A 19166-nucleotide genomic window follows, 5' to 3' on the forward strand; every position below is an offset into this window, starting at 1 on the left:
CTTTTATGGGGCAACGCAAATATTTTGGAACCGATGGAATTCGGGGGCAGGTAGGGCAGAGCGTTATCAATCCGGAATTCGTCATTAAACTCGGCTGGGCAGCTGGAAAAGTACTGGCTGGTCAGGGAACCAACAAGGTACTTATTGGGAAAGATACTCGAATTTCCGGTTATATGCTCGAATCCGCGTTGGAGGCGGGCTTGTCTGCGGCCGGAATTAATATCGGCCTCTTAGGCCCTATGCCGACTCCTGCTATAGCTTATCTAACCAAAACATTTCGCTCCGAAGCGGGCATTGTTATCAGCGCTTCCCACAATCCGTACTATGACAATGGTATCAAGTTTTTTTCCTCTGACGGCTTCAAGCTTGATGATGACATTGAACTTGCTATCGAACGTATGATGGACCAGCCACTACAGTGTGTTGCTTCTAACAAGCTGGGGAAAGCGTCGCGCATAAATGACGCTGCTGGTCGCTATATTGAGTTTTGTAAAGGTTCTTTTCCGTCAGAATTATCGTTAACGGGTATGAAAATAGTGGTGGATTGCGCCCATGGTGCTACCTATCATATTGCTCCAGACGTACTCTCGGAACTTGGTGCAGACGTAATAGAAATAGGTACTTCACCTAACGGTTTAAACATCAACGAAGACGTCGGTGCGACCTCAATGAAGGCGGTAGTCGATAAGGTGCTGGAGACAAAAGCTGATTTAGGTTTTGCGCTCGATGGAGATGGTGATCGAATTATGTTGGTAGATCATCTTGGCAATATCATTGATGGCGATCAGATTATTTATATAATTGCACGCGATGCGCTGAAAAGCGGTCGACTCAATGGCGGCGTAGTGGGAACGCTGATGAGCAATCTGGGGTTAGAAATTGCTCTGAATAAACTGGGTGTGCCGTTTGCGCGTAGTAAAGTGGGCGACAGGTATGTAATGGAACTTCTGCAAGCGAAGGGTTGGGCTATTGGTGGAGAGAATTCAGGACATGTGCTAAATCTAAATACGGCATCTACTGGAGATGGTATTGTTGCCGGGCTGCAGGTATTAGCATCTATGTTACGTGCTAGCATGAGTCTGCATGATCTCGCCAGCGGTTTTGAAAAATACCCACAGCAGTTAATCAATGTGAGATATCAGGAAGGGAATAGCAATCCCTTAGACGATTCCACCGTTAATGAGGCTGTGTTGGAAGCTGAACGCGTGTTGGGGAAAAATGGCCGCGTCTTGCTTCGTAAAAGCGGTACTGAGCCGTTAATTCGGGTTATGGTTGAATCAAACGATGCAATGGCTTCTTTGCAGTGGGCTGAATATATCGCTGAGGCTGTACGCAAAGTAGCCAAATAGTTGAAATCGATGCAAGATTCTGCTTTTTGTACTTGTATATTTTTGCGGGACTCGTTACTATCACGCCCGCTTCAGGACAGGTAAGGTCTGACTGTGAACAAAGTAAAACGCAAGCCTTTGGTGGCTGCAAACTGGAAAATGAATGGTGACCGAGCATTAGTAGAAGTTTTTACTAACGCATTGAATCAGAAATGTTTTTCAGGATTGGACGTGGTTTTGTGCCCGCCATTCCCTTATTTGTCTTTGTTCAACGCTGAGACCTTTTCTATAGGCGGGCAAGATATAAGCCATCTTAAAAATGGTGCTCACACCGGCGATGTTTCTGTAGCAATGCTTCAGGAAATGAATTGTAAGTATGTCATAGTCGGGCATTCTGAGCGACGTGAACATCACGGCGAAACGAACGAGATTGTCGCTGAAAAAGCGCATAGAGCAGTTTCAGAAGGACTTATCCCTATTATCTGTGTGGGTGAGTCGCTGGAAGTTCGTAAAGAAGGCTTTGTTGAGCGTTTTATTACTGAACAACTACAAGCCGTAGTCTCTGTGATGTCTGCTGACATTTTGCAACAGTGTGTTATTGCCTATGAGCCTATCTGGGCTATCGGATCTGGGGAAACGGCTACCCCTGAACAAGCACAGGAAGTTCATGCTTTTATCAGAGGCTTTCTTGCTGATTACGATGAGGCGATGGCTTCACGTGTAAGAATTATTTATGGAGGCAGCGCTAAGCCTTCTAATGCGACTGAATTATTTAAGCAGACAGATGTAGATGGCGGTTTGATTGGCGGCGCCAGTTTAAATACAGATGATTTTATAGCAATTTGCCAAGCGGCAATTTGACGAGGTAATTATGTTATATGAAGTGCTACTGGTCGCGTATTTGATAATCGCACTGCTTTTGATTGGGTTTGTGCTCATTCAGCAGGGAAAAGGCGCAGACATGGGTGCATCATTTGGTGCGGGTGGTTCAAATACCGTTTTTGGATCATCGGGCTCTGGTAATTTTATGACCAGAACAACCGGTATTCTTGCAACCCTGTTTTTCCTGATAAGCTTAATTTTAGGAAATTTAACTGCTAATCGTGAGAAGGGCGGCGATGAGTGGGAGAATCTTGAAGTTCCAGTGCAACAGGAAACTGTTCCAGCAGATCAGGATGTGCCTGTAGATAATGACGTTCCTGCCCCAGCGCAGCAACCACAAACTGATGATGTACCTAATTAATAATTTGCGGAAGTGGTGGAATTGGTAGACACGCCATCTTGAGGGGGTGGTGAGCATAGCTCGTGCGGGTTCAAGTCCCGCTTTCCGCACCAAATAGTATAAAGAGCCGGCGAAAGCCGGCTTTTTTCTTTCTCTTTTTCTATCTGTATTATAATGTTAGCTGTCACGCCCTTCGATCATGGCCGTGAACAGTGAAAAGGATTGTTAAACCTGCTACCAAACCAAGCTACAATTGTTTAATACAAACGCTCGCGTAGAAACCATATAGAGGTGATACATTAATATTTCACTACAGCGTCTGCTTCTGTGGACAATAGCGTTGATACTGTTATCAAATCCACGGATGGCGGTTCATGCCAAGCTATTACTGCTGGTAGATCAAAATAATCACCCGATTGAAGATGTCATTGTAAGTGTTCCGCGAGCAGCAATTATTGATCGTAAGGAGCATCTTAAAATTCCCAATACTGTTGCCATTATGGATCAGCAGGGCAAACAATTTTATCCCCGGGTCTTAACAATAGATAAAGGGCAGTCGGTGTTATTTCCTAATAGTGACAATATTCGTCACCATGTATATAGCTTTTCTGCACCCAAGGCTTTCGAAATTGAGTTGTATAGCGGAAGAAATGCCCCTCCCGTTCAATTTGATATACCCGGAATCGTGGTAATCGGATGTAATATTCACGATCAGATGGTGGGTTATATCTATGTAAAAGACGAGGAAATCACGTGGCAATCTGATGCTTCTGGGCAGATTTCGGTACCCGATAATGTTGACGAAGTTTCTCTCTGGCACCCCCTGCTCGACGAGACCCACAATAAACGATTCGCTGTAAAGTTGAGAGATACAGCGGTTAATGAACCCCAGGTAGTGGATCTAACACTTGTCGAAGCGCCCGCTGTGGACTCAGGTACAGTTTTTGGAAAGCAGAAGTTTGGCGGATAATCGCTAGGTGGAAATATCTCTTCGTCAAAGTATCTTTCGAATTTTGCTAGGTGGAGTGGTTTTCACTGCTGTACTCATTCTATTAAACGTATGGACTGCCACGTCCAGAATGGTCAATAACCAGGTAGAAAGGGAGTTGAACGTTGCTCAAAGCGTGTTTACTAAGGTTGTAGAGGGTAGGGAACAACAACTTATAAACTCTGCCACCGTTCTCACGGCGGATTTCAGTTTTAAACAAGCGGTAGCAACGGGTGATATTCCCACCATCGCAAGCGCTTGGACTAATCAACGCTCACGCATCCATGCCGATCTTATGGTGCTGTTAGACCTTCAGGGCAATGTCATAAACAGTCAACCTCAACAATTTCTCAGCGGGATGAGATTTCCTCTCCCTGATCTTCTTCAGCAGGTCTCTAAGCAAGGTGGCGCCAACGAATTCATTGTTGTCGATGGTCAGCTTTATCAAATGATCTTGTTGCCTGTAGGGGCGCCTACGCCTGTTGCTATTGCCGGTATCGGATTAGTAATCAATGAAGCATTTTTAGTAGATTTAAAAGCGGTAATTCAAGCCGATATCATTATTTCCACCGATAAGGAGCGTAATGCTTCTCCTGTGGTTATGACAGCAAGTCTTGCTGAAACTAAAGCTCAGCATATTTTGCAGCACAAGCCTCAAGCAGTCAGCTGGCTGGACATAACAATGGGAGGCGAGAACAATTACGACACTCGCGAGCTGATGCTACCGAATGGCGAAGTAGCCCCTGTGGATATTTTAATGGCTGTAGATATCAGCGATCACTATAAGAACTTCTCTGAGCTTCAGTTTAGTATCATCAGCATTTCTCTTGTCGCTATGGTGTTTTCCCTCGCTGTGTCAATGCTGTTGTCTCGGCGGGTAAGCAAACCTGTGGCGCATCTGGTAAAAGCTGTCGAAAAAGTGGCGGAAGGTGATTACGAGCAAAGTCTGAATGTAAAAGGCAGATTATCTGAAATCTCAAATCTTGCTTCAGCATTCTCCAGTATGCAGCGCAGTATTAAAAGTCGTGAAGATCGCATTCGGTTTCAGGCACAACATGATTTACTTACGGGCTTGTTCAATCGTAGTTATATCGAACACCTGATTAATCAACGAATGGATTCTGCAGAGCATTTTCAAGTTATTGCTATCAATCTGCTAGGGTTTCGAACTATTAATGATCTTTACGGTTATGCTAATGGCGACTACTGCTTAAAAATTCTATCTGAGCGACTGTTGCGATGGCCGGGCGTTGCAGGACGATTGTCCGGAAGCGAGATTCTTTATATTCCTGAACAAATGCTTTCGCAATTGCAGTTGGAAACGCTTCGCCACATTCTTGAACAGCCGGTTGAATCAGACTTGTTAGCCATTCCAATGAAGGTTGTGTTCGCAGAAATTCGTTGTCCTGGCAATATCGATAACGCAGAAGACTTGTTTCGTAAAGTGAATATTGTTATTGATGAAGCGGTAAAGTCATCGCAATGGTTACTGCCTTATGAACAGGCGCTTGAAAAAAGCTATCTACGGCGGTTAGCTATTATTACAGAATTAAAAAATGCACTGGTTGCTGAGCAGGCTGAATTAAGTATGGTGTATCAGCCCAAGGTATTTCTTTCAACCCTGCAGATCTGCAGCATGGAAGCTCTCGTCCGATGGAATAATAAGCTGCTGGGTTTTGTTCCTCCCGATGAATTTATTGCCATTGCAGAACAAGCTGGAATGATTGAGCAGGTCACCACCTGGGTAATGCGAAAAACAATAAATGACTTAGCCATGTTTAGAGCGGCAGGTCACACATTTACTATCGCTATGAACCTGTCATCGCATGATATTCAAAATAGAGCATTACTGGATAAACTGGCTGATTTACTGGCGGCGCAGGGGTTAGAGCCAACTGATCTTGAATTGGAGATTACCGAAAGTGACTTGGTCGCGGATGCTGATCTCGCTACCGAGAATTTAAGACAATTAAAAGCGAAGGGCTTCCGTTTAGCGATTGATGATTTTGGGACAGGTTACTCTTCGCTTGCTTATTTAAAGCATCTGCCTATTGATACCATCAAGATAGATAAAAGCTTTGTTTTGAATTTATCTAATGATGTCGATGATCAACAAATAGTGCGTACGATTCTACACTTGGCTTCAGTCTTTGAACTCAAAGTGGTGGCTGAAGGTGTCGAAGACGAAGCTGCCTTTGCTCTTCTGCGCGACTGGCATTGTGATATTGCTCAAGGCTATTTCATCAGCAAGCCATTATCGATAGCGGCATTAACTGAATGGCTAGCGGTGTCGCCTTATTCGCAAAACGCAGAGAAATTATAGGTTGAAGAGTAGCGATTAGCGCTATTGATATTAAATGGCCGCAACCAAAGTTCATTCAGGAGCCATAGCGGTTAACCTGTTTACAGGACGCCAGACAGAAGCAAAGCAGTTAGAAATTAGGATTATTAGGTTTTGGTCATACTGGCGCAGTTACCAGTGAATGACGAAAAGGGGCGGTAGGACTACTTCTGAGTCATCATCTAATCCTATGGGCTGGGTGCAGGCAAAAGTCAGATAATCTTCGATTAAGTGAAGAAGACTGGTGGATGTATTTGTTACATATATACCCAGCAAGTCTTTCATTATGACGTTTGCTTCACCGAGTGTGGCAGCATTGCTGATGCAAAAGATTAGAATGTGGATACTTATCAATGGGCGGATGAAGCTTAGCGGCGCTAGCTTATTCTATAGACCCTCTGGCGCTGGTTTTCGATATCCGCAGCAGTTTATGAGCAACTAGGCGGCGAGACAGGCGTTGCAACCCTTCTTGCTAGTCTTGTTCATAAGATTGAATATTACCCGAGAGGACTGAAGTACTTGAGTAGCACGGTCGTCGTAACGTTTAAGAGCAAGTCAGCAAAGCCGATTCGCGCTTTGGTCGATGTTTCTTGTACCTGTGCTGACCATACTATGCTCCAATTTTGTTGAAGAATGAGATCAGTGAAAGCGATCCTAATTGAACAGTGGACTTGTTGACTATGGCGATGAATAAGGCCGATATCCGCATTAGCAACAAAATGGTTTGTTGGCAAAGTAAGCACCGCTCCGTACAGAAACGCTCGATCATTACGCTTATTATTAATGGCAAAGTAGTTGCATAGGTAGGATAGATGTTTTCACTTTATAAGGAACAGGAAATGGATATTTTACGTATAATTCTTTCAATACTTTTACCCCCATTGGGCGTATTTCTACAAGTAGGTATTGGTGTGCAGTTTTGGATCAACATTGTACTGACGTTGCTGGGGTATATTCCCGGTATCATACATGCGATATATATTATTGTTACACGTTAGGGGATCCTGGTATAAACGATCCAGACGCTACGGGGCGATCTAATTGAACGCCCCTACACTTGTGTATGGCATCCAATATCATACTGAAGATAACGACGTCGAAACGGTTTCTTCCTCTATCTTTCTGATATAACGTTTTTTTTATCCCTCATTCCTTACCGATACCGTGGAGCTATCAAGGTATTAAGCCTCAGGGCAACCGCTAGACTGAGCGAAAAACCATCAGCAGTGAAAATAGGTAAAGCTTTCTTATCCGAAACGCCGTAAAATCATCCCTGATGGCTCTTCTGGAGCATCCAAGACTCCAGAAATTAAAGGCCCCAGAAGTTCTGGCTAAGAAAACTTCACTTTTTGGGTAAAAATATTCGCGATCTCGCCCTAGATTAGGCATCATCACTTAGTATTTACTGCGTTATGTTCAGCAGATTATTGATGTTTGGAGAATCTGAATAAAGTTCAGACGTTTAGTAGTCCACATCAAGGTGGATTAGTATTATCCGAACTACATGAGGCTGATATAATAACGCGCTAACGCCTCCTTCAGAATATCTTCGGGCAATGTGTAAATGACGTATAAGCTTCCTGAATTTCTCGTTTATCCTTTTCACTTATCCGCTCAAGTTCGATTAGTTCAACGGTAGCTTTAGCTTGTTCATTAATCTTCTCTTGAAACTCTTTATCAAAGTGCTCCTTTAATTTACTAAGACAGTGCAATATATGCAGGGCAACATCGACGTGCGCTTTGCCCGCCTGACGAATTTGGTCGAAACTGGTGTCGATAACACTGTGTAAATTAAAGGTGCGTCGCTTTAACCAGATATTCGAGGAGGTGTTCACTACGCAAGAAGCAGGAAAAACGCGATGTGACATTAGAATACACGCTGAAGTTAATTTATCTAAACAAGTAATTGCGGTAAAGGGGTCGTTTATTCCTGGTGAAAGCGCGCGTAATGCAATTTCTACCAACTGGCTGACTACGAATTCCGGATCCTGTATGGGCGTGCGCTGCCGGCCGATAACAATAAACTTCCTCAACTCTTCTATAGTCTCTTCCTGCAATTGACAAGTTGAATGAATAATTAGAATGGTCGCGTCTGGCATAACATGATCGCCGCTTCTCGCCTTCACCTCAATCCCTGTAATCCTGTCCGATTCAAGGTTTAACATCTTCGAGTAATTGATACTCTGCGCATAGCCAATGCGTTTCGCTTTAACGGATGTCTGATAAAAACCTACGCTTACCAACGCCTCGGAAATCGGTAGCTCATTCGCTTCGCCTTCGGGACGAGGCAGTAATGTGTCAAGATTCGCTTCTAAGTTTCTGAAGCACCGATAGATAACTTCATCTGCCTGAATAAACCGTGCAATGTGATGAATAAAGTAAACTATGGTGAAAGTATCAATAATAGCAAGCAGCATGGCCAGTGCAGAAAGGAGCGAAAGCGCATCTCTGTTTTCTGTAATACTACTTAAATGGTGCAGTGCAATAATACAAAAAAGAAAGGTCGATACCATTGTGCCCAGCACGACTTGTGTGCCTTTGTCTATCATAAATGTGCGTAGGAGACGAGGCCCAAACTGCGCTGAAGCCATCGTTAGCGCTACGATTGTCATAGAAAACACGATACTTGTAGCAGTTATAATAGCTGTAGCGATGGTAGAAAGTAATTGCTGGGCACCGGCTTGAGTCACCAGCGGGATTAAACTTAACATTCCCTCGGGCATCGAGGCGCGGCGTGCCACCGTTAGACACACCAGGCAAAACATCGAAGTGACTATCATCATGCAAACGGGAATAAACCAATAGCTGGTACTGATCCCTTCCACCCATGTTCGAATTCGAGTGGTTAACACAGAATAGCTCACCACAGTCTAATATCCTTTTACTGACCTTATATTGAGGGTAATCCCACGGCCGTTACCATCATCAGCTGCGAAAGGTACGGTTTCGTATCTGAAACGCCATAGAATGTTGCGCGATAGATCTGTTGGCGCACTCCTACTTCGGAACTGCGGTTAATGAGCTATCAATTATCGGTTAGTTACGGTTAGCGATTTGGCTGACATCCTATGTAGTTACAACACTACATGTGAGCCATTCGGCAAAAGACGAATTAAACACTGTGATATCGCCTATTTGCCTCATCTGCACCGCGTATAAACACTAATTTTGCTTACCCCGAACTTGCTATAGAAGAAATAATAAATACCCTCTTAGATAACTAAACTACATAACCCTATCTTTTGGCGCTAGTCCGCAGTACAGGACATAACATCGGGTAGTTGAGGACGAAAAATTAAAAGCCCCGGTTTTTCGACGCGGCATTTCCTCCTAATGCTCATGGAGTTCAGCCTGCATCTCGTCCCTGTACTCTTTTGCCAGGTGATTTTTCTGCTGTTTACTGAGAACTTTATCGGCAATCGGAAAGAAATCTTGTTCTTCGTCGTTAAAATGATGTTCGACGAGTTCCTGAAGCGCTTTCAAATGGTGTAACCATCCAGAAGAGCTCATATCTGTCTCATCCAGTTTTTCGAGTAGCTCGTCAATTTCATGGTGTTCCGCCATTCCGTGACGGGAAAGTTCTATAGCTTCGTCCGTATCTATTAAAGGCGAATAAAAAAATCGTTCTTCTGCAATTGCGTGACTTTCCAGTTGGTCCTTTAACTCCTGATAATACTCTTGTCTCGCAGGCGTATCTCCGCTGGTTTCCGCAAGTATCTTCAGTAATGAGCGTTGCTTTTCGTGATCTTGACGTATGGCTTCAAAAATATTCATAGTAGTACTCCCAGTTTACTATGTCTTTCCCTGCGAATATCGTTCCATTAAGTGAGGTGATTAACTCATTGAAAGTTAAAGTCTTTTCTCGCTGCGAGTGCGGCAGTTGCTCTTCGAATAATAACATTCCGTAGTTTTTACACTTATTTTGCATTTCTTGCGGTTACAAACTGAGGGGAAATCGCTAAGAGCCTGCGAAAGACATTGAGACTCCTTAGGCAACTTGCTGGAGCGAGAACGCCCCAGCAGAGATATCATGATTGACCTATCCATGCTCATTCGATTACCCGGTTAGACTCCTTGCGCCACCATGGCATCGGCCAAACGTCGAAAAGCAGCAATATTAGCGCCTTTTGCATAATTAACGCGCCCATCTGCAGTGCCAGCTTCCACGCATTGCTGATGAATGTTCAGCATAATGTCCTGAAGCGCATCATCAATTTTCTTGTAAGTAGCTCGTTTGAATGTGGCGTTTTGAGACATTTCGAGCCCAGAAATGGCGACGCCGCCAGCGTTAGATGCTTTTCCAGGAACAAATGGAATGCCTTTTTCTTCAATGAGATCCAGGGCTTCATTGGTGCACGGCATGTTGGCGCCTTCAAGAATGTATTTACAACCATTAGACAGTAAAGCCGCCGCTGCATCTTTATCTAATTCATTTTGCGTAGCACAGGGCAGGGCAATGTCCATTGGTTGTTGCCACGGCGTGGCATCTTTATGCCAATCTCCTCCATGATGTTCACACAGGTCAATCAGGATGTTGTCGCTTTCAGCTTTGTTCTTAATGGCCCACGAGATAGCCGATTCACTGAACCCTTCTTCTTTAATAAGGCAATCACGGCTGTTGGAAAGGCTAATAACTTGCCCGCCAACCTGTACTGATTTTAGAGCAGCATGTAAGGCTACGTTCCCAGCCCCAGAAATGCCTATTCGTTTATTCTTAATCTCATCCTTATGCTGCTTAAGTACGGCTCTTAACATGTAAATGAGGCCGAAACCTGTCGCTTCCGTACGCACATGACTCCCGCCAAAGGAAATATCCTTTCCGGTCAGGCTGCCACCAAAGCGATTGTGGATCTTCCGATACTCGCCGTATAAAAAGCCAATTTCCCTGCTACCTACATTAATATCACCAGCTGGCACATCGGTGTGAGGCCCTATATGGCGCTGCAATTCGCCCATGAAAGCCTGACAAAACCGCATTACCTCTGTTTCACTACGTCCTTTGGGATTAAAATCTGATCCTCCCTTGGCTCCGCCTATAGGAATTCCGGTAAGAGCATTTTTAAAGGATTGCTCAAACGCGAGAAATTTAAGGACAGATTCGTTGACTGACGGATGGAAGCGCAGTCCCCCCTTGTAAGGGCCAATCAGGCCGCTATGTTGTATACGCCAGCCGTTGTGGATTTCCACTTCGTTGGCGTCGTTGAGCCAGTGAACGCTGAAATGAATAATGCGCTCCGGTTCGCATAGTCTTTTAAATACATTAAGTCGCCGGTAACTTTCATTGTTGCAAAAAATTGGTATGACATCCTTTGCAATCTCTTTAGTTGCCTGCAGATATTCGGGTTGAGAAGGGTGACGTTCATCTATCCAGGTTTTAAATTCGTTTAAAGTAGATTCCTCATCCATATTTAGCCTCTTTTTACTTAAGGAATAATGTCGGTACCCAGAAACCGAAGATCTTGATCAATATATTTATCACCGTTAAGGAGAGCCGCCGACAGCGGGTAAAAAATACGTTTCTGATAAGGCAATTTATCCGTAACAGCAGAGCTATTCTGGTTTCGAAGCCATTACCCGTAGATTATTGGAATGAATTTGAATATGAAGTTCCTCTGCCTGTTTGATTTCGCCATCTAATGCGTAGTGTTCCATACCAGAAAACTTAACAATTACCTGCTTTGCCTGGCGATAGCGGATTCTCTCTGATTCCTTCTTGCTTTCGCCACTTAAAAAAACGAGTTCCGCTAATGACAGAAACTGCTTATCGGAGCTTTCCTGCGGTTCCAGCCAGGTTATATCTAACTTACCGTCAGTTGCATCAGGAACATCACCACCCTGAGCGAGCGCTGTAGTCACCGGAGCGGCGTTTGCAATAACAAGGCTAGGCGTCGTAAGTTTAACGCTTTCCTCATTATCAAATCGAATTTCAAAAGTACCGGTATCATTTTTTGATATCGCATCCCAGAGTCCGCGAAGATATGCCAACTGCCCGCCAGCATCTTTTTGAGTGCGATCAGCAGAAGATATCATTTGCTGTTCAAAACCCACTGCAGCCACAAGCAGCATCAATTCGCCGTTACATAAGGCGGTATCCATTTCTATGACTTTTCCCTCGATTATTGCATCGCAGGCTGAACCGATTGGTACTATTTTGCTGGCATAACCATGAAGAACATGGCTAAGTGTATTTGCCGTTCCCAACGGAATGAGGCCCAATATTGCATTGGTATCAACACATGCCGCAGCGACTTCCGTAATGGTGCCATCACCTCCGCACGCTACAACGACCTCGGCTCCTGCCTTTATTGCTTTACGGGCTAGATGAGTGCCATCAAGAGATTCTGTAGTCTCGTGTACAGTTACCCGATAGTGGGGATTTAGCTGTGCAAGTATATCGTCTTTTTCTTCCAGCCATTTTCCCCCGCCAGCCACCGGGTTAGCTATTAATGCCAGGGAACGGGTAAATTTAAGTCTGCCGCCTTGTTTAATTTTAGATAGCGACCGCAGCTGGCGCTTATTCAACCGTGCTGTGGCGCGAATGGATTGAATTTTGTTAAGAGCATCAAGCACAGAAAGCGTGTTATCTCGGGCAAGCAGGTAAGCGGCCATGGTGAGGACTGATCTGCCTCTTCCTAGCGCACAATGCACGACCACCTTTTTCCCATCTCGAATCTGCTGGTCAATCCAGTTCAATGCGGTATTGAGCTGTTCACCAGTTGGACTAGTGTGATCGAGTACCGGAATATTTAGATATGCACAATCCCATTGATAGGCGGTCCAGTCCAGGCCGTCGAATTCAGCTGTGACATCAAGTATGGCGTTAACCCCATATTCATGGAGAGTTTCCACATCTTTGCCGAAGAGGCGGCAGGCGAGAAAAAGATTTTCATCTATTTGCTGTATAGCCGGGACTTTGTCGTTTCTTCTGGCCCACGAATTATATGCGTCTGTTCCCAATAAAAAAGGAATAAATAACCAACGCACGTATATGGGTATAGATCCGTCCTCACGTTTACGAAACATCGAAGGGTACTTAAGTAAGTATGCGGTGCTTACTGCTGCTAAAGAAAAGCAAATCCATAAAAATAAAATCTGTACTGGCCAAAAAGGGATAAACCAAGCTAATAACGCTGCAGCAATTGCACCTAGCACGTAGTACTTCACCATTTTCAAGCTGAATTCTCCTTGAAGCTTATTCCTTTCCCGACCGATTATGGAACTTCAGACATATTGCCCATACTAAGAGGGAATTATTATGTTATAAACAGTTAAAACATCCCGTCATAATGCAGAATGTCTGCCATGTTGAACACAACCGGCGGAAAAATCGGAATTTTTTATGGTTTCCAGCAATTTGGATAATAGCTGTCATTTTTCCGTTTCAGTTGATGTGGATAATTGTTCTGCTGCTAGAGAGCTTCTTCATCTTCTCTAAAGAACGTAACACCGATTTTCACTGTGCAGTTGCAATTGGATTATTAGGTACTGTTAGTGACAGCCTTGGCTGTCGCCATCGGATTGTTTATTTTTCCTGATCATCCATCAGCTCCACTTGCTCCGGTATGATTGGTTTTTATATGGGCGGGATTTGGTGTAACAGTGCGCTACAGTTTGCATTATTTACAGGGTCGCTGGTTTCTCGCTGCTATATTGGGGGCATTAGCTGGGCCCTTAATTATTGGGCGGGGCTTCGCCTGGAGGCTGTGACTTTTGATTTAAGCCTGGTGCAATCGTTGGCTGTGCTGGCGATAATATGGATTGGTATTTTGCCTCTTACGCTTTTAATTGTAAAAAAGGTAGAACAGCCCGAAATATATAATGGCGGAGCTTGCGATAAATATTTGGCTACTGGTATGGCTCCTGTGGAAAATTATTCAAGTTTTCATCTTTCGTTGTTCTAAGATGGCTGGAGGTTGACATAATGACCCGAAAGGCTGCTACTTGCGGAAATTGCAAAGCGCTCAAATCAGAGCGCTTCAACTTTCTACAGCTTACTGAGCAGATTCCACTACTTTTCGACTGCGCTGGGAAAGCACATCAACAACTGCTTTAATGGACTGATGCTTCTTAAGGTTAACGATGACTGCGTAATGCTTTCTGCGAATGGCGTGTCTTACCGTATCAATAATTTCTGTTCTGTCGGGGCGAAGACCCATCAAACCCGCGACGAAAAGACCGATGAATATGCCTGGGCTAATAAGGGCAATAAATGTAAACATTGGATTATTCTGCGTGAGCTCAGGACCAAATTGAACGAGTAAAAAGGCAATGGTTAGTCCGACCGCCAATCCTACCGCTCCCAATATCAAATGGGAATTCCACATCATTCTACCAATACTTTCACTATCCCCTTCTAATTTTTCGCTAAAGTGACTATCAGTTGGATCGACAATAGTGATTTGATCGCGTCCAACTCCGGTATCGTGCTCCACGTCAGTCACAGACGCACGGGCTTCATCTGCTGTTTCAAATACTGCAGCAACCTGAATGTGTTGAGGGCTCAAAAATGCTGCCCGAATATTTTCATGATTAGCTGGACTGTTCATACTTCCTCCACACTGTGACTAAACATCAATCCATTTTTTTGCCAAATCCCGTAACTCTACTGGAATACCTGGCTGGAGCATTACGCTCGAATTCCTTCAGGATTAGGAAAGTAGCCTTACGTTCCTTTTCCATTCTCTAAAATGATGATACAAGATTTGTACCGACGGCTATAAGTAGTTGAAAGGTAAAGGACTGTTCAGTCACAAATGCTTGGAACACTTGAAAATCTTGCTGAAACAGGAACTTTTTGCGGGAACAAATGAAAATTTTTCTGATTATTCAAGATTCCGCTTTAGCTAACTGAGCAGGATTCACCTGCCTGCAAAAGAATTTTCGGGTACTTACCTGATACTTGGTTAGTTGGTCTTAAGATTGCACTACCAACTGCCAGAGAACAATGCGGGCACCTGGTCGAGCCCTGAAATTTCGCCTAAAGGGGTGCAAAATGTTGACGCATTGAATATGAATCATCGAGGTAGCAGTAATGGAAAGTGCAATGTTAGATATTCGGCGTAGACGTCGTGGAAAAGGGTTTGAGTTTTTTTACTCATCCGGGCGGAAGGTACAAAGCCAAAGAGTGCTCCAGCGAATTCAAAAGTTGGTTATCCCTCCTAATTGGTGTGACGTACGTATTAATCAACAAGCTACTGCTAACCTGCAAGTTACCGGCATAGATGCTAAGGGGCGAAAGCAATACATCTATCATCCTAATTGGCACAAGGCTCAACAAAGCGCAAAATTTGCCCGGCTAAGTGAATTTGGCGCGGCCCTGCCGGCGTTTAGAAAGTTTTGCTGGTCTCATGTAGATGATCTTCATTGGACCCGCGATCGCACTCTTGCCCTTGTTTGCCTTATCCTCGATCACACAGGTCTACGCGCGGGAAATAAACAGTATACCGTTAGTAACAACACCTACGGCCTTACTACGTTAAGACGTAAACATATTCTTCAAGATGATAACACCGTTAAACTTTCCTTCATTGGAAAGCACAACAAGCCGCGAGAGGTCCAGATTGAAGATCCAAAACTGGCAGACCTTGTTGCTGAAAGTGCTGAAGAGCGTGGTTATGCACTGTTTCGGTATGAGGATAGCCAAGGAAAATGGCATGATGTGGACAGTCACGATGTTAACGCCTTTATCCACGAAAATATGGGAGACGGATTTTCCTGCAAAGATTTTCGCACCTGGGGAGCGAGTCGTTTTGCATTAATGAGTTTGCCCCAGGTCGAACGCGCAGTCCTGGAAAATCCTCGCCGTGGCTGGTCTACCACATTGGTTAAGCACGTCGCGTCAATGTTGGGAAATACGCCAGCAGTTTGTCGCCAATATTACCTTCACCCGAAATTATTTCAGGTTGTTGATACCGCCTCTAAGCGAGAACTGACGATGGAAGAAATCAAAAAAATTATTCCGGAAGATCAGTTGAACGATGAAGTAATCGTCGCGACAGAGAAACTTCTCAATGGAATAATAGCTGCTTGAGACAAACTCTCCCCATAAATTAACCGAACCCGTAAATTAAATGAGTAAATCATGTTTTGTTGAGGTATTTTATTCAAAGTTAATTTATAAAGGATATTGAATTAAACCATAATTATAATCTATAACAATGACTTATATATTTTATTGAGAGACATTGTAGACTTTTGTTAATCGTGGAAGTACTTACCTACGAAACCGACAATAACCTGATTTTATCCTCTACAGCTTGCAAAGCAGTGCTCAAACTTGATATAGTTAGAGCTCAAACTAATTGGCACATCCATCTAGTGACGCATGGCCGAAAATGATTAGGCGGCAATGTGAGAGACTTTCGTCCGTTTATTTACCAAATTTCAAAAGGTTGAATAGATTTGACTACTCTTAGAAATAGAAAAGATTGTTATTGAGCGGCGCGGCTTATTCTGAGGTGGGGTTACATTAAGGTGGCGGTTAGTTTAGCTACGGCGATGAGTGCAGAAGTGTCGTTAGTCAACGAAAAATTACGAAGTGCTGAGTGTCTTCGGGGTTGGCGGGTAATAAGTAAATATCGCTTTATTGGCTAACGCGCTCTTGAATACTTAATTGTTGGTAGCATAACAATTAGACATCTACACTATGTCTATTGATTTTGGGTAGTGCTGGGTTAACGAAGGATTAGTGATTTACTCTCGTTTTTCGTAAATGGAACGAATTTAGTCCTGCTTTTGCTGTGCGTACCGTGGAAGGTAGGAGCACTTTTTAGGCTTAGTTTTCACGCAGGTGATGCGCTTAGTTGTCTTCAGTAAAGTAAGAATTCGCAGAATAAATGGTTTGAGGTGATTAAATATGAGTCGTTCAAATTGGAAACGTATCGTAATTAAGGTTGGGAGTGCATTAATTTCTCCGAATAAAAAGGGGTGCAGCAGCCACTATTTGTTGAGTATTGCGCAATTTATTGTGAAGTGTAGGGCTGCTGGTACCCAGGTGGTGCTGGTTTCTTCCGGTTCCGTTGCGGCAGGATCTCAGTTGTTTCCTGAGCAGGAAAAAACAGATATCGCGGTTAAAAAGGCAATGGCGGCAGCCGGACAGACAGAAATGATGTCAACATGGGATCGGTTGTTCGATTTCCCTTCTGCGCAAATTTTGTTGACCCACGGCGATTTGCGGGACAGGGAGCGGTATGTCAGTATTCGCGAGACCATATTTTGTCTGCTGGACAACGGCGTTTTACCTATCGTAAATGAGAACGATACGGTAACGACTGATAAGCTTAAAGTTGGAGATAACGATAATCTGTCAGCAATGGTGGCAGCGGCTGCTGATGCAGATGCGCTGATAATCTGTTCGGATATCGATGGGTTGTACAATAAAAATCCTCATGAACATGATGATGCAAAATTATTGTCGTGGGTGGAACATATTGATGAGAGTATCTATGCCATGGCTGGTGGCGCTGTGAAAGGCGGTGTAGGTACCGGCGGAATGCGAACGAAAATCGAGGCGGCCGAAAAAGCGGTTTCTCATGGCATAGATACATTCATCATTAACGGTTTTACCGAATTGTCATTCAATATGTTGCTTGAAGGCAAGAATCCGGGCACCCATTTTCAGGCGCACGAGACCCCTATGCAGGAGAATATTCACTGGATGCGGCACACCTCTAATGCGCAGGGTGAGGTTATCGTGGAAAGCAATTTCGCCGCGTCTTTAGAAAGTGACACAGATCAGTTAACGAGTAGTGAAATAATTGAAGTGAAAGGTGAGTTTTCCGTCGGCGATACGATTTTAGTGCGAAAAGATGATGGTACCAAGCTGGTAAAAGCGAAATCCAATTACAGCAGTTGTCTTTTAAACTTTATCGCCAAGCAAGATAACGAAGATTTTGCCACTGAGTTTGAACAAAAAACCGGTCCGATTATTTCAAATCAAAACATCGCAAATTTGGAGAAAGAATGAGCTTAATTTCAGAGTTAGCGAAAGAGACAAAAAAAGCTGCACAAACCTTAGCTGTCCTGGATGAAGCTAAAAAAAATGCAGTGTTAAAAGATATGGCAGCGGCGCTTCGGGCAAACAAAGAAAAAATAAAGCAAGTTAATGAAAAAGAAGTCGCTCGAGCGAAAGAAAACCAATTAGATTCTGCTATGGTAGATCGGTTGATTCTCAATGACGAACGCATAGAAAGTATGGCTGAAGGCATTGAAGTCATTGTCAGCCTTGATGATCCGGTGGGGCAGGAACGGGTAATAGGAACCCGCCCCAATGGTATCGAAATTAAAAAAATGCGTATTCCATTGGGGGTGGTGTGTATGATTTATGAAGCCCGCCCTAATGTGACCGCCGATGCAGGAGCACTATGCTTCAAATCGGGTAACGGAGTAATTTTACGTGGGGGCAAAGAAGCGCTCGATTCCAGCCTCTGTATCGCTGAGATTCTACAAGATGTTCTGGTAAAGCATGATCTGCCGAAAGCGTTGATTAACGTTGTACCTGATGCAGATCGCCAGCTTATGCAGGAGTTGATGGAGCAGCGAGATTATATTGACGTAATTATTCCACGTGGCGGCGAAGGGCTGATTAACTACGTGACAGATAACGCAAAAGTGCCTGTCATCCAGCATTTCAAAGGCGTATGTCATCTTTACGTTGATAAAGCCGCTGACTTGGACAAAGCGCTCAATTTGCTACTTAACGGAAAAACGCAAAGAACGGGTGTATGTAATGCACTGGAAGGATTAATTGTCCACCAGGCGGTAGCTGGAGATTTCCTTCCGCGAGTTGCGAAATCCTTAGCCGAACATGACGTAAAAATTCACGTCAATGACAAAGGTGCTGCTTATTTTGAGGGCGCAGATGTTATTAGTGAAGAAGGTTACGGTGAAGAGTATCTTGGCTTGGAAATCGCTATTCGTGTGGTGGAGGATATTGACGCCGCGTTCGAACATATTTTTCGGTTTGGCAGTCACCACACAGAGGTTATCTGTACTGAAGATAAAGAAGCAGCGGATCGTTTTCAGCGCACAGTCGATGCGTCAGTAGTGATGGTTAATGCTTCCTCACGTTTCTCAGATGGCAGTCAGTTAGGACTGGGAGCTGAGATAGGGATTGCAACCACCAAACTACACGCTTACGGCCCAATGGGACTGGAATCTTTAACGTCGGAAAAGTATCTGGTAAATGGTACTGGACAGGTAAGAGATTAACCGTATGGGATTGTCTCTTGGTTAGGCATTGGTCATAATGAAAGCACCGGGTTGGATAGAAACCCGGTGTTTTTTTAT

16 protein-coding genes and 1 tRNA gene are annotated in these 19166 nt (G+C 44.1%); 12 read left to right on the plus strand and 5 right to left on the minus strand.

Annotated features, from left to right (window positions below):
- Window positions 1–5: 5 nt before the first annotated feature.
- From glmM to CA267_RS17810, 7 genes are all read left to right on the plus strand, one after another.
- Complete coding sequence (glmM, locus tag CA267_RS17780; protein ID WP_075609541.1) at window positions 6–1349, plus strand: phosphoglucosamine mutase; 1344 nt, start codon at window positions 6–8, stop codon at window positions 1347–1349.
- Window positions 1350–1442: 93 nt separating this feature from the next.
- Window positions 1443–2189 carry a triose-phosphate isomerase gene (gene tpiA / locus CA267_RS17785; protein ID WP_075609540.1) on the plus strand — a complete coding sequence of 249 codons (747 nt, stop codon included), beginning with the start codon at window positions 1443–1445 and terminating at the stop codon, window positions 2187–2189.
- A gap of 10 nt (window positions 2190–2199) precedes the next feature.
- Window positions 2200–2571 carry a preprotein translocase subunit SecG gene (gene secG / locus CA267_RS17790; protein ID WP_075609539.1) on the plus strand — a complete coding sequence of 124 codons (372 nt, stop codon included), beginning with the start codon at window positions 2200–2202 and terminating at the stop codon, window positions 2569–2571.
- A 6-nt stretch (window positions 2572–2577) separates the two neighbouring features.
- A tRNA-Leu gene (locus tag CA267_RS17795) sits at window positions 2578–2663 on the plus strand.
- A gap of 227 nt (window positions 2664–2890) precedes the next feature.
- A complete protein-coding gene (locus tag CA267_RS17800) occupies window positions 2891–3520 on the plus strand; it encodes a cupredoxin domain-containing protein (protein WP_139316245.1) in 630 nt (209 codons plus the stop codon).
- Between the two features lie 7 nt (window positions 3521–3527).
- Window positions 3528–5861, plus strand: a complete 2334-nt coding sequence (locus CA267_RS17805) for a bifunctional diguanylate cyclase/phosphodiesterase (RefSeq protein ID WP_075609537.1) — start codon at window positions 3528–3530, stop codon at window positions 5859–5861.
- A gap of 857 nt (window positions 5862–6718) precedes the next feature.
- Window positions 6719–6877 (plus strand): YqaE/Pmp3 family membrane protein, encoded by a 159-nt coding sequence (locus CA267_RS17810; protein WP_075610081.1) that lies wholly within the window; start codon window positions 6719–6721, stop codon window positions 6875–6877.
- 540 nt (window positions 6878–7417) lie between these two features.
- On the opposite strand, the gene CA267_RS17815 is transcribed toward CA267_RS17810, so the two are convergent.
- The 4 genes from CA267_RS17815 to CA267_RS17830 form a co-directional block, all read right to left on the minus strand.
- Window positions 7418–8746 carry a DUF2254 domain-containing protein gene (locus CA267_RS17815; protein WP_217358040.1) on the minus strand — a complete coding sequence of 443 codons (1329 nt, stop codon included), beginning with the start codon at window positions 8744–8746 and terminating at the stop codon, window positions 7418–7420.
- 463 nt (window positions 8747–9209) lie between these two features.
- Window positions 9210–9653, minus strand: a complete 444-nt coding sequence (locus tag CA267_RS17820; RefSeq protein ID WP_075609536.1) for a hemerythrin domain-containing protein — start codon at window positions 9651–9653, stop codon at window positions 9210–9212.
- Between the two features lie 291 nt (window positions 9654–9944).
- Window positions 9945–11285 (minus strand): NADP-specific glutamate dehydrogenase, encoded by a 1341-nt coding sequence (gdhA, locus tag CA267_RS17825; RefSeq protein ID WP_075609535.1) that lies wholly within the window; start codon window positions 11283–11285, stop codon window positions 9945–9947.
- 144 nt (window positions 11286–11429) lie between these two features.
- Complete coding sequence (locus CA267_RS17830; protein ID WP_075609534.1) at window positions 11430–13052, minus strand: diacylglycerol kinase family protein; 1623 nt, start codon at window positions 13050–13052, stop codon at window positions 11430–11432.
- Window positions 13053–13445: 393 nt separating this feature from the next.
- Here CA267_RS17830 and CA267_RS19250 point away from each other — a divergent pair, with 393 nt between their 5' ends.
- The gene (locus tag CA267_RS19250; RefSeq protein WP_097349132.1) at window positions 13446–13586 is read left to right on the plus strand and encodes a DUF2878 family protein; all 141 of its coding nucleotides are present in this window, start codon (window positions 13446–13448) and stop codon (window positions 13584–13586) included.
- Window positions 13583–13780, plus strand: coding sequence for a hypothetical protein (locus CA267_RS19255; RefSeq protein ID WP_097349133.1), 198 nt, complete (start codon window positions 13583–13585; stop codon window positions 13778–13780). Before CA267_RS19250 ends, CA267_RS19255 begins: the two co-directional genes overlap by 4 nt.
- Before the next feature lie 90 nt (window positions 13781–13870).
- Here CA267_RS19255 and CA267_RS17850 read toward each other — a convergent pair whose 3' ends face one another.
- On the minus strand, window positions 13871–14425 hold the full coding sequence (locus tag CA267_RS17850) for a hypothetical protein (protein WP_075609531.1): 555 nt from the start codon (window positions 14423–14425) through the stop codon (window positions 13871–13873).
- Window positions 14426–14922: 497 nt separating this feature from the next.
- On the opposite strand from CA267_RS17850, the gene CA267_RS17855 reads away from it, so the two are divergent.
- The 3 genes from CA267_RS17855 to CA267_RS17865 all read left to right on the plus strand — a co-directional run bounded on the left by CA267_RS17855 (window position 14923) and on the right by CA267_RS17865 (window position 19088).
- Complete coding sequence (locus tag CA267_RS17855) at window positions 14923–15909, plus strand: DNA topoisomerase IB (protein ID WP_232367572.1); 987 nt, start codon at window positions 14923–14925, stop codon at window positions 15907–15909.
- Between the two features lie 825 nt (window positions 15910–16734).
- The gene (gene proB / locus CA267_RS17860) at window positions 16735–17844 is read left to right on the plus strand and encodes a glutamate 5-kinase (protein ID WP_075609529.1); all 1110 of its coding nucleotides are present in this window, start codon (window positions 16735–16737) and stop codon (window positions 17842–17844) included.
- Window positions 17841–19088: a glutamate-5-semialdehyde dehydrogenase gene (locus CA267_RS17865; protein ID WP_075609528.1), complete on the plus strand. Its 1248-nt coding sequence runs from the start codon at window positions 17841–17843 to the stop codon at window positions 19086–19088. Before proB ends, CA267_RS17865 begins: the two co-directional genes overlap by 4 nt.
- Window positions 19089–19166 lie beyond the last annotated feature (78 nt).

It is taken from the genome of Alteromonas pelagimontana, from assembly GCF_002499975.2.
Taxonomy (GTDB): Bacteria; Pseudomonadota; Gammaproteobacteria; order Enterobacterales; family Alteromonadaceae; genus Alteromonas; species Alteromonas pelagimontana.

Coding starts and splice junctions, on each gene's coding strand:
- glmM (WP_075609541.1), top strand. CDS start 6: ATGGGGCAACGCAAATATTTTGGAACCGATGGAATTCGGGGGCAGGTA.
- secG (WP_075609539.1), top strand. CDS start 2,200: ATGTTATATGAAGTGCTACTGGTCGCGTATTTGATAATCGCACTGCTT.
- CA267_RS17810 (WP_075610081.1), top strand. CDS start 6,719: ATGGATATTTTACGTATAATTCTTTCAATACTTTTACCCCCATTGGGC.
- CA267_RS17820 (WP_075609536.1), bottom strand. CDS start 9,653: ATGAATATTTTTGAAGCCATACGTCAAGATCACGAAAAGCAACGCTCA.
- gdhA (WP_075609535.1), bottom strand. CDS start 11,285: ATGGATGAGGAATCTACTTTAAACGAATTTAAAACCTGGATAGATGAA.
- CA267_RS17850 (WP_075609531.1), bottom strand. CDS start 14,425: ATGAACAGTCCAGCTAATCATGAAAATATTCGGGCAGCATTTTTGAGC.
- CA267_RS17855 (WP_232367572.1), top strand. CDS start 14,923: ATGTTAGATATTCGGCGTAGACGTCGTGGAAAAGGGTTTGAGTTTTTT.
- proB (WP_075609529.1), top strand. CDS start 16,735: ATGAGTCGTTCAAATTGGAAACGTATCGTAATTAAGGTTGGGAGTGCA.
- CA267_RS17865 (WP_075609528.1), top strand. CDS start 17,841: ATGAGCTTAATTTCAGAGTTAGCGAAAGAGACAAAAAAAGCTGCACAA.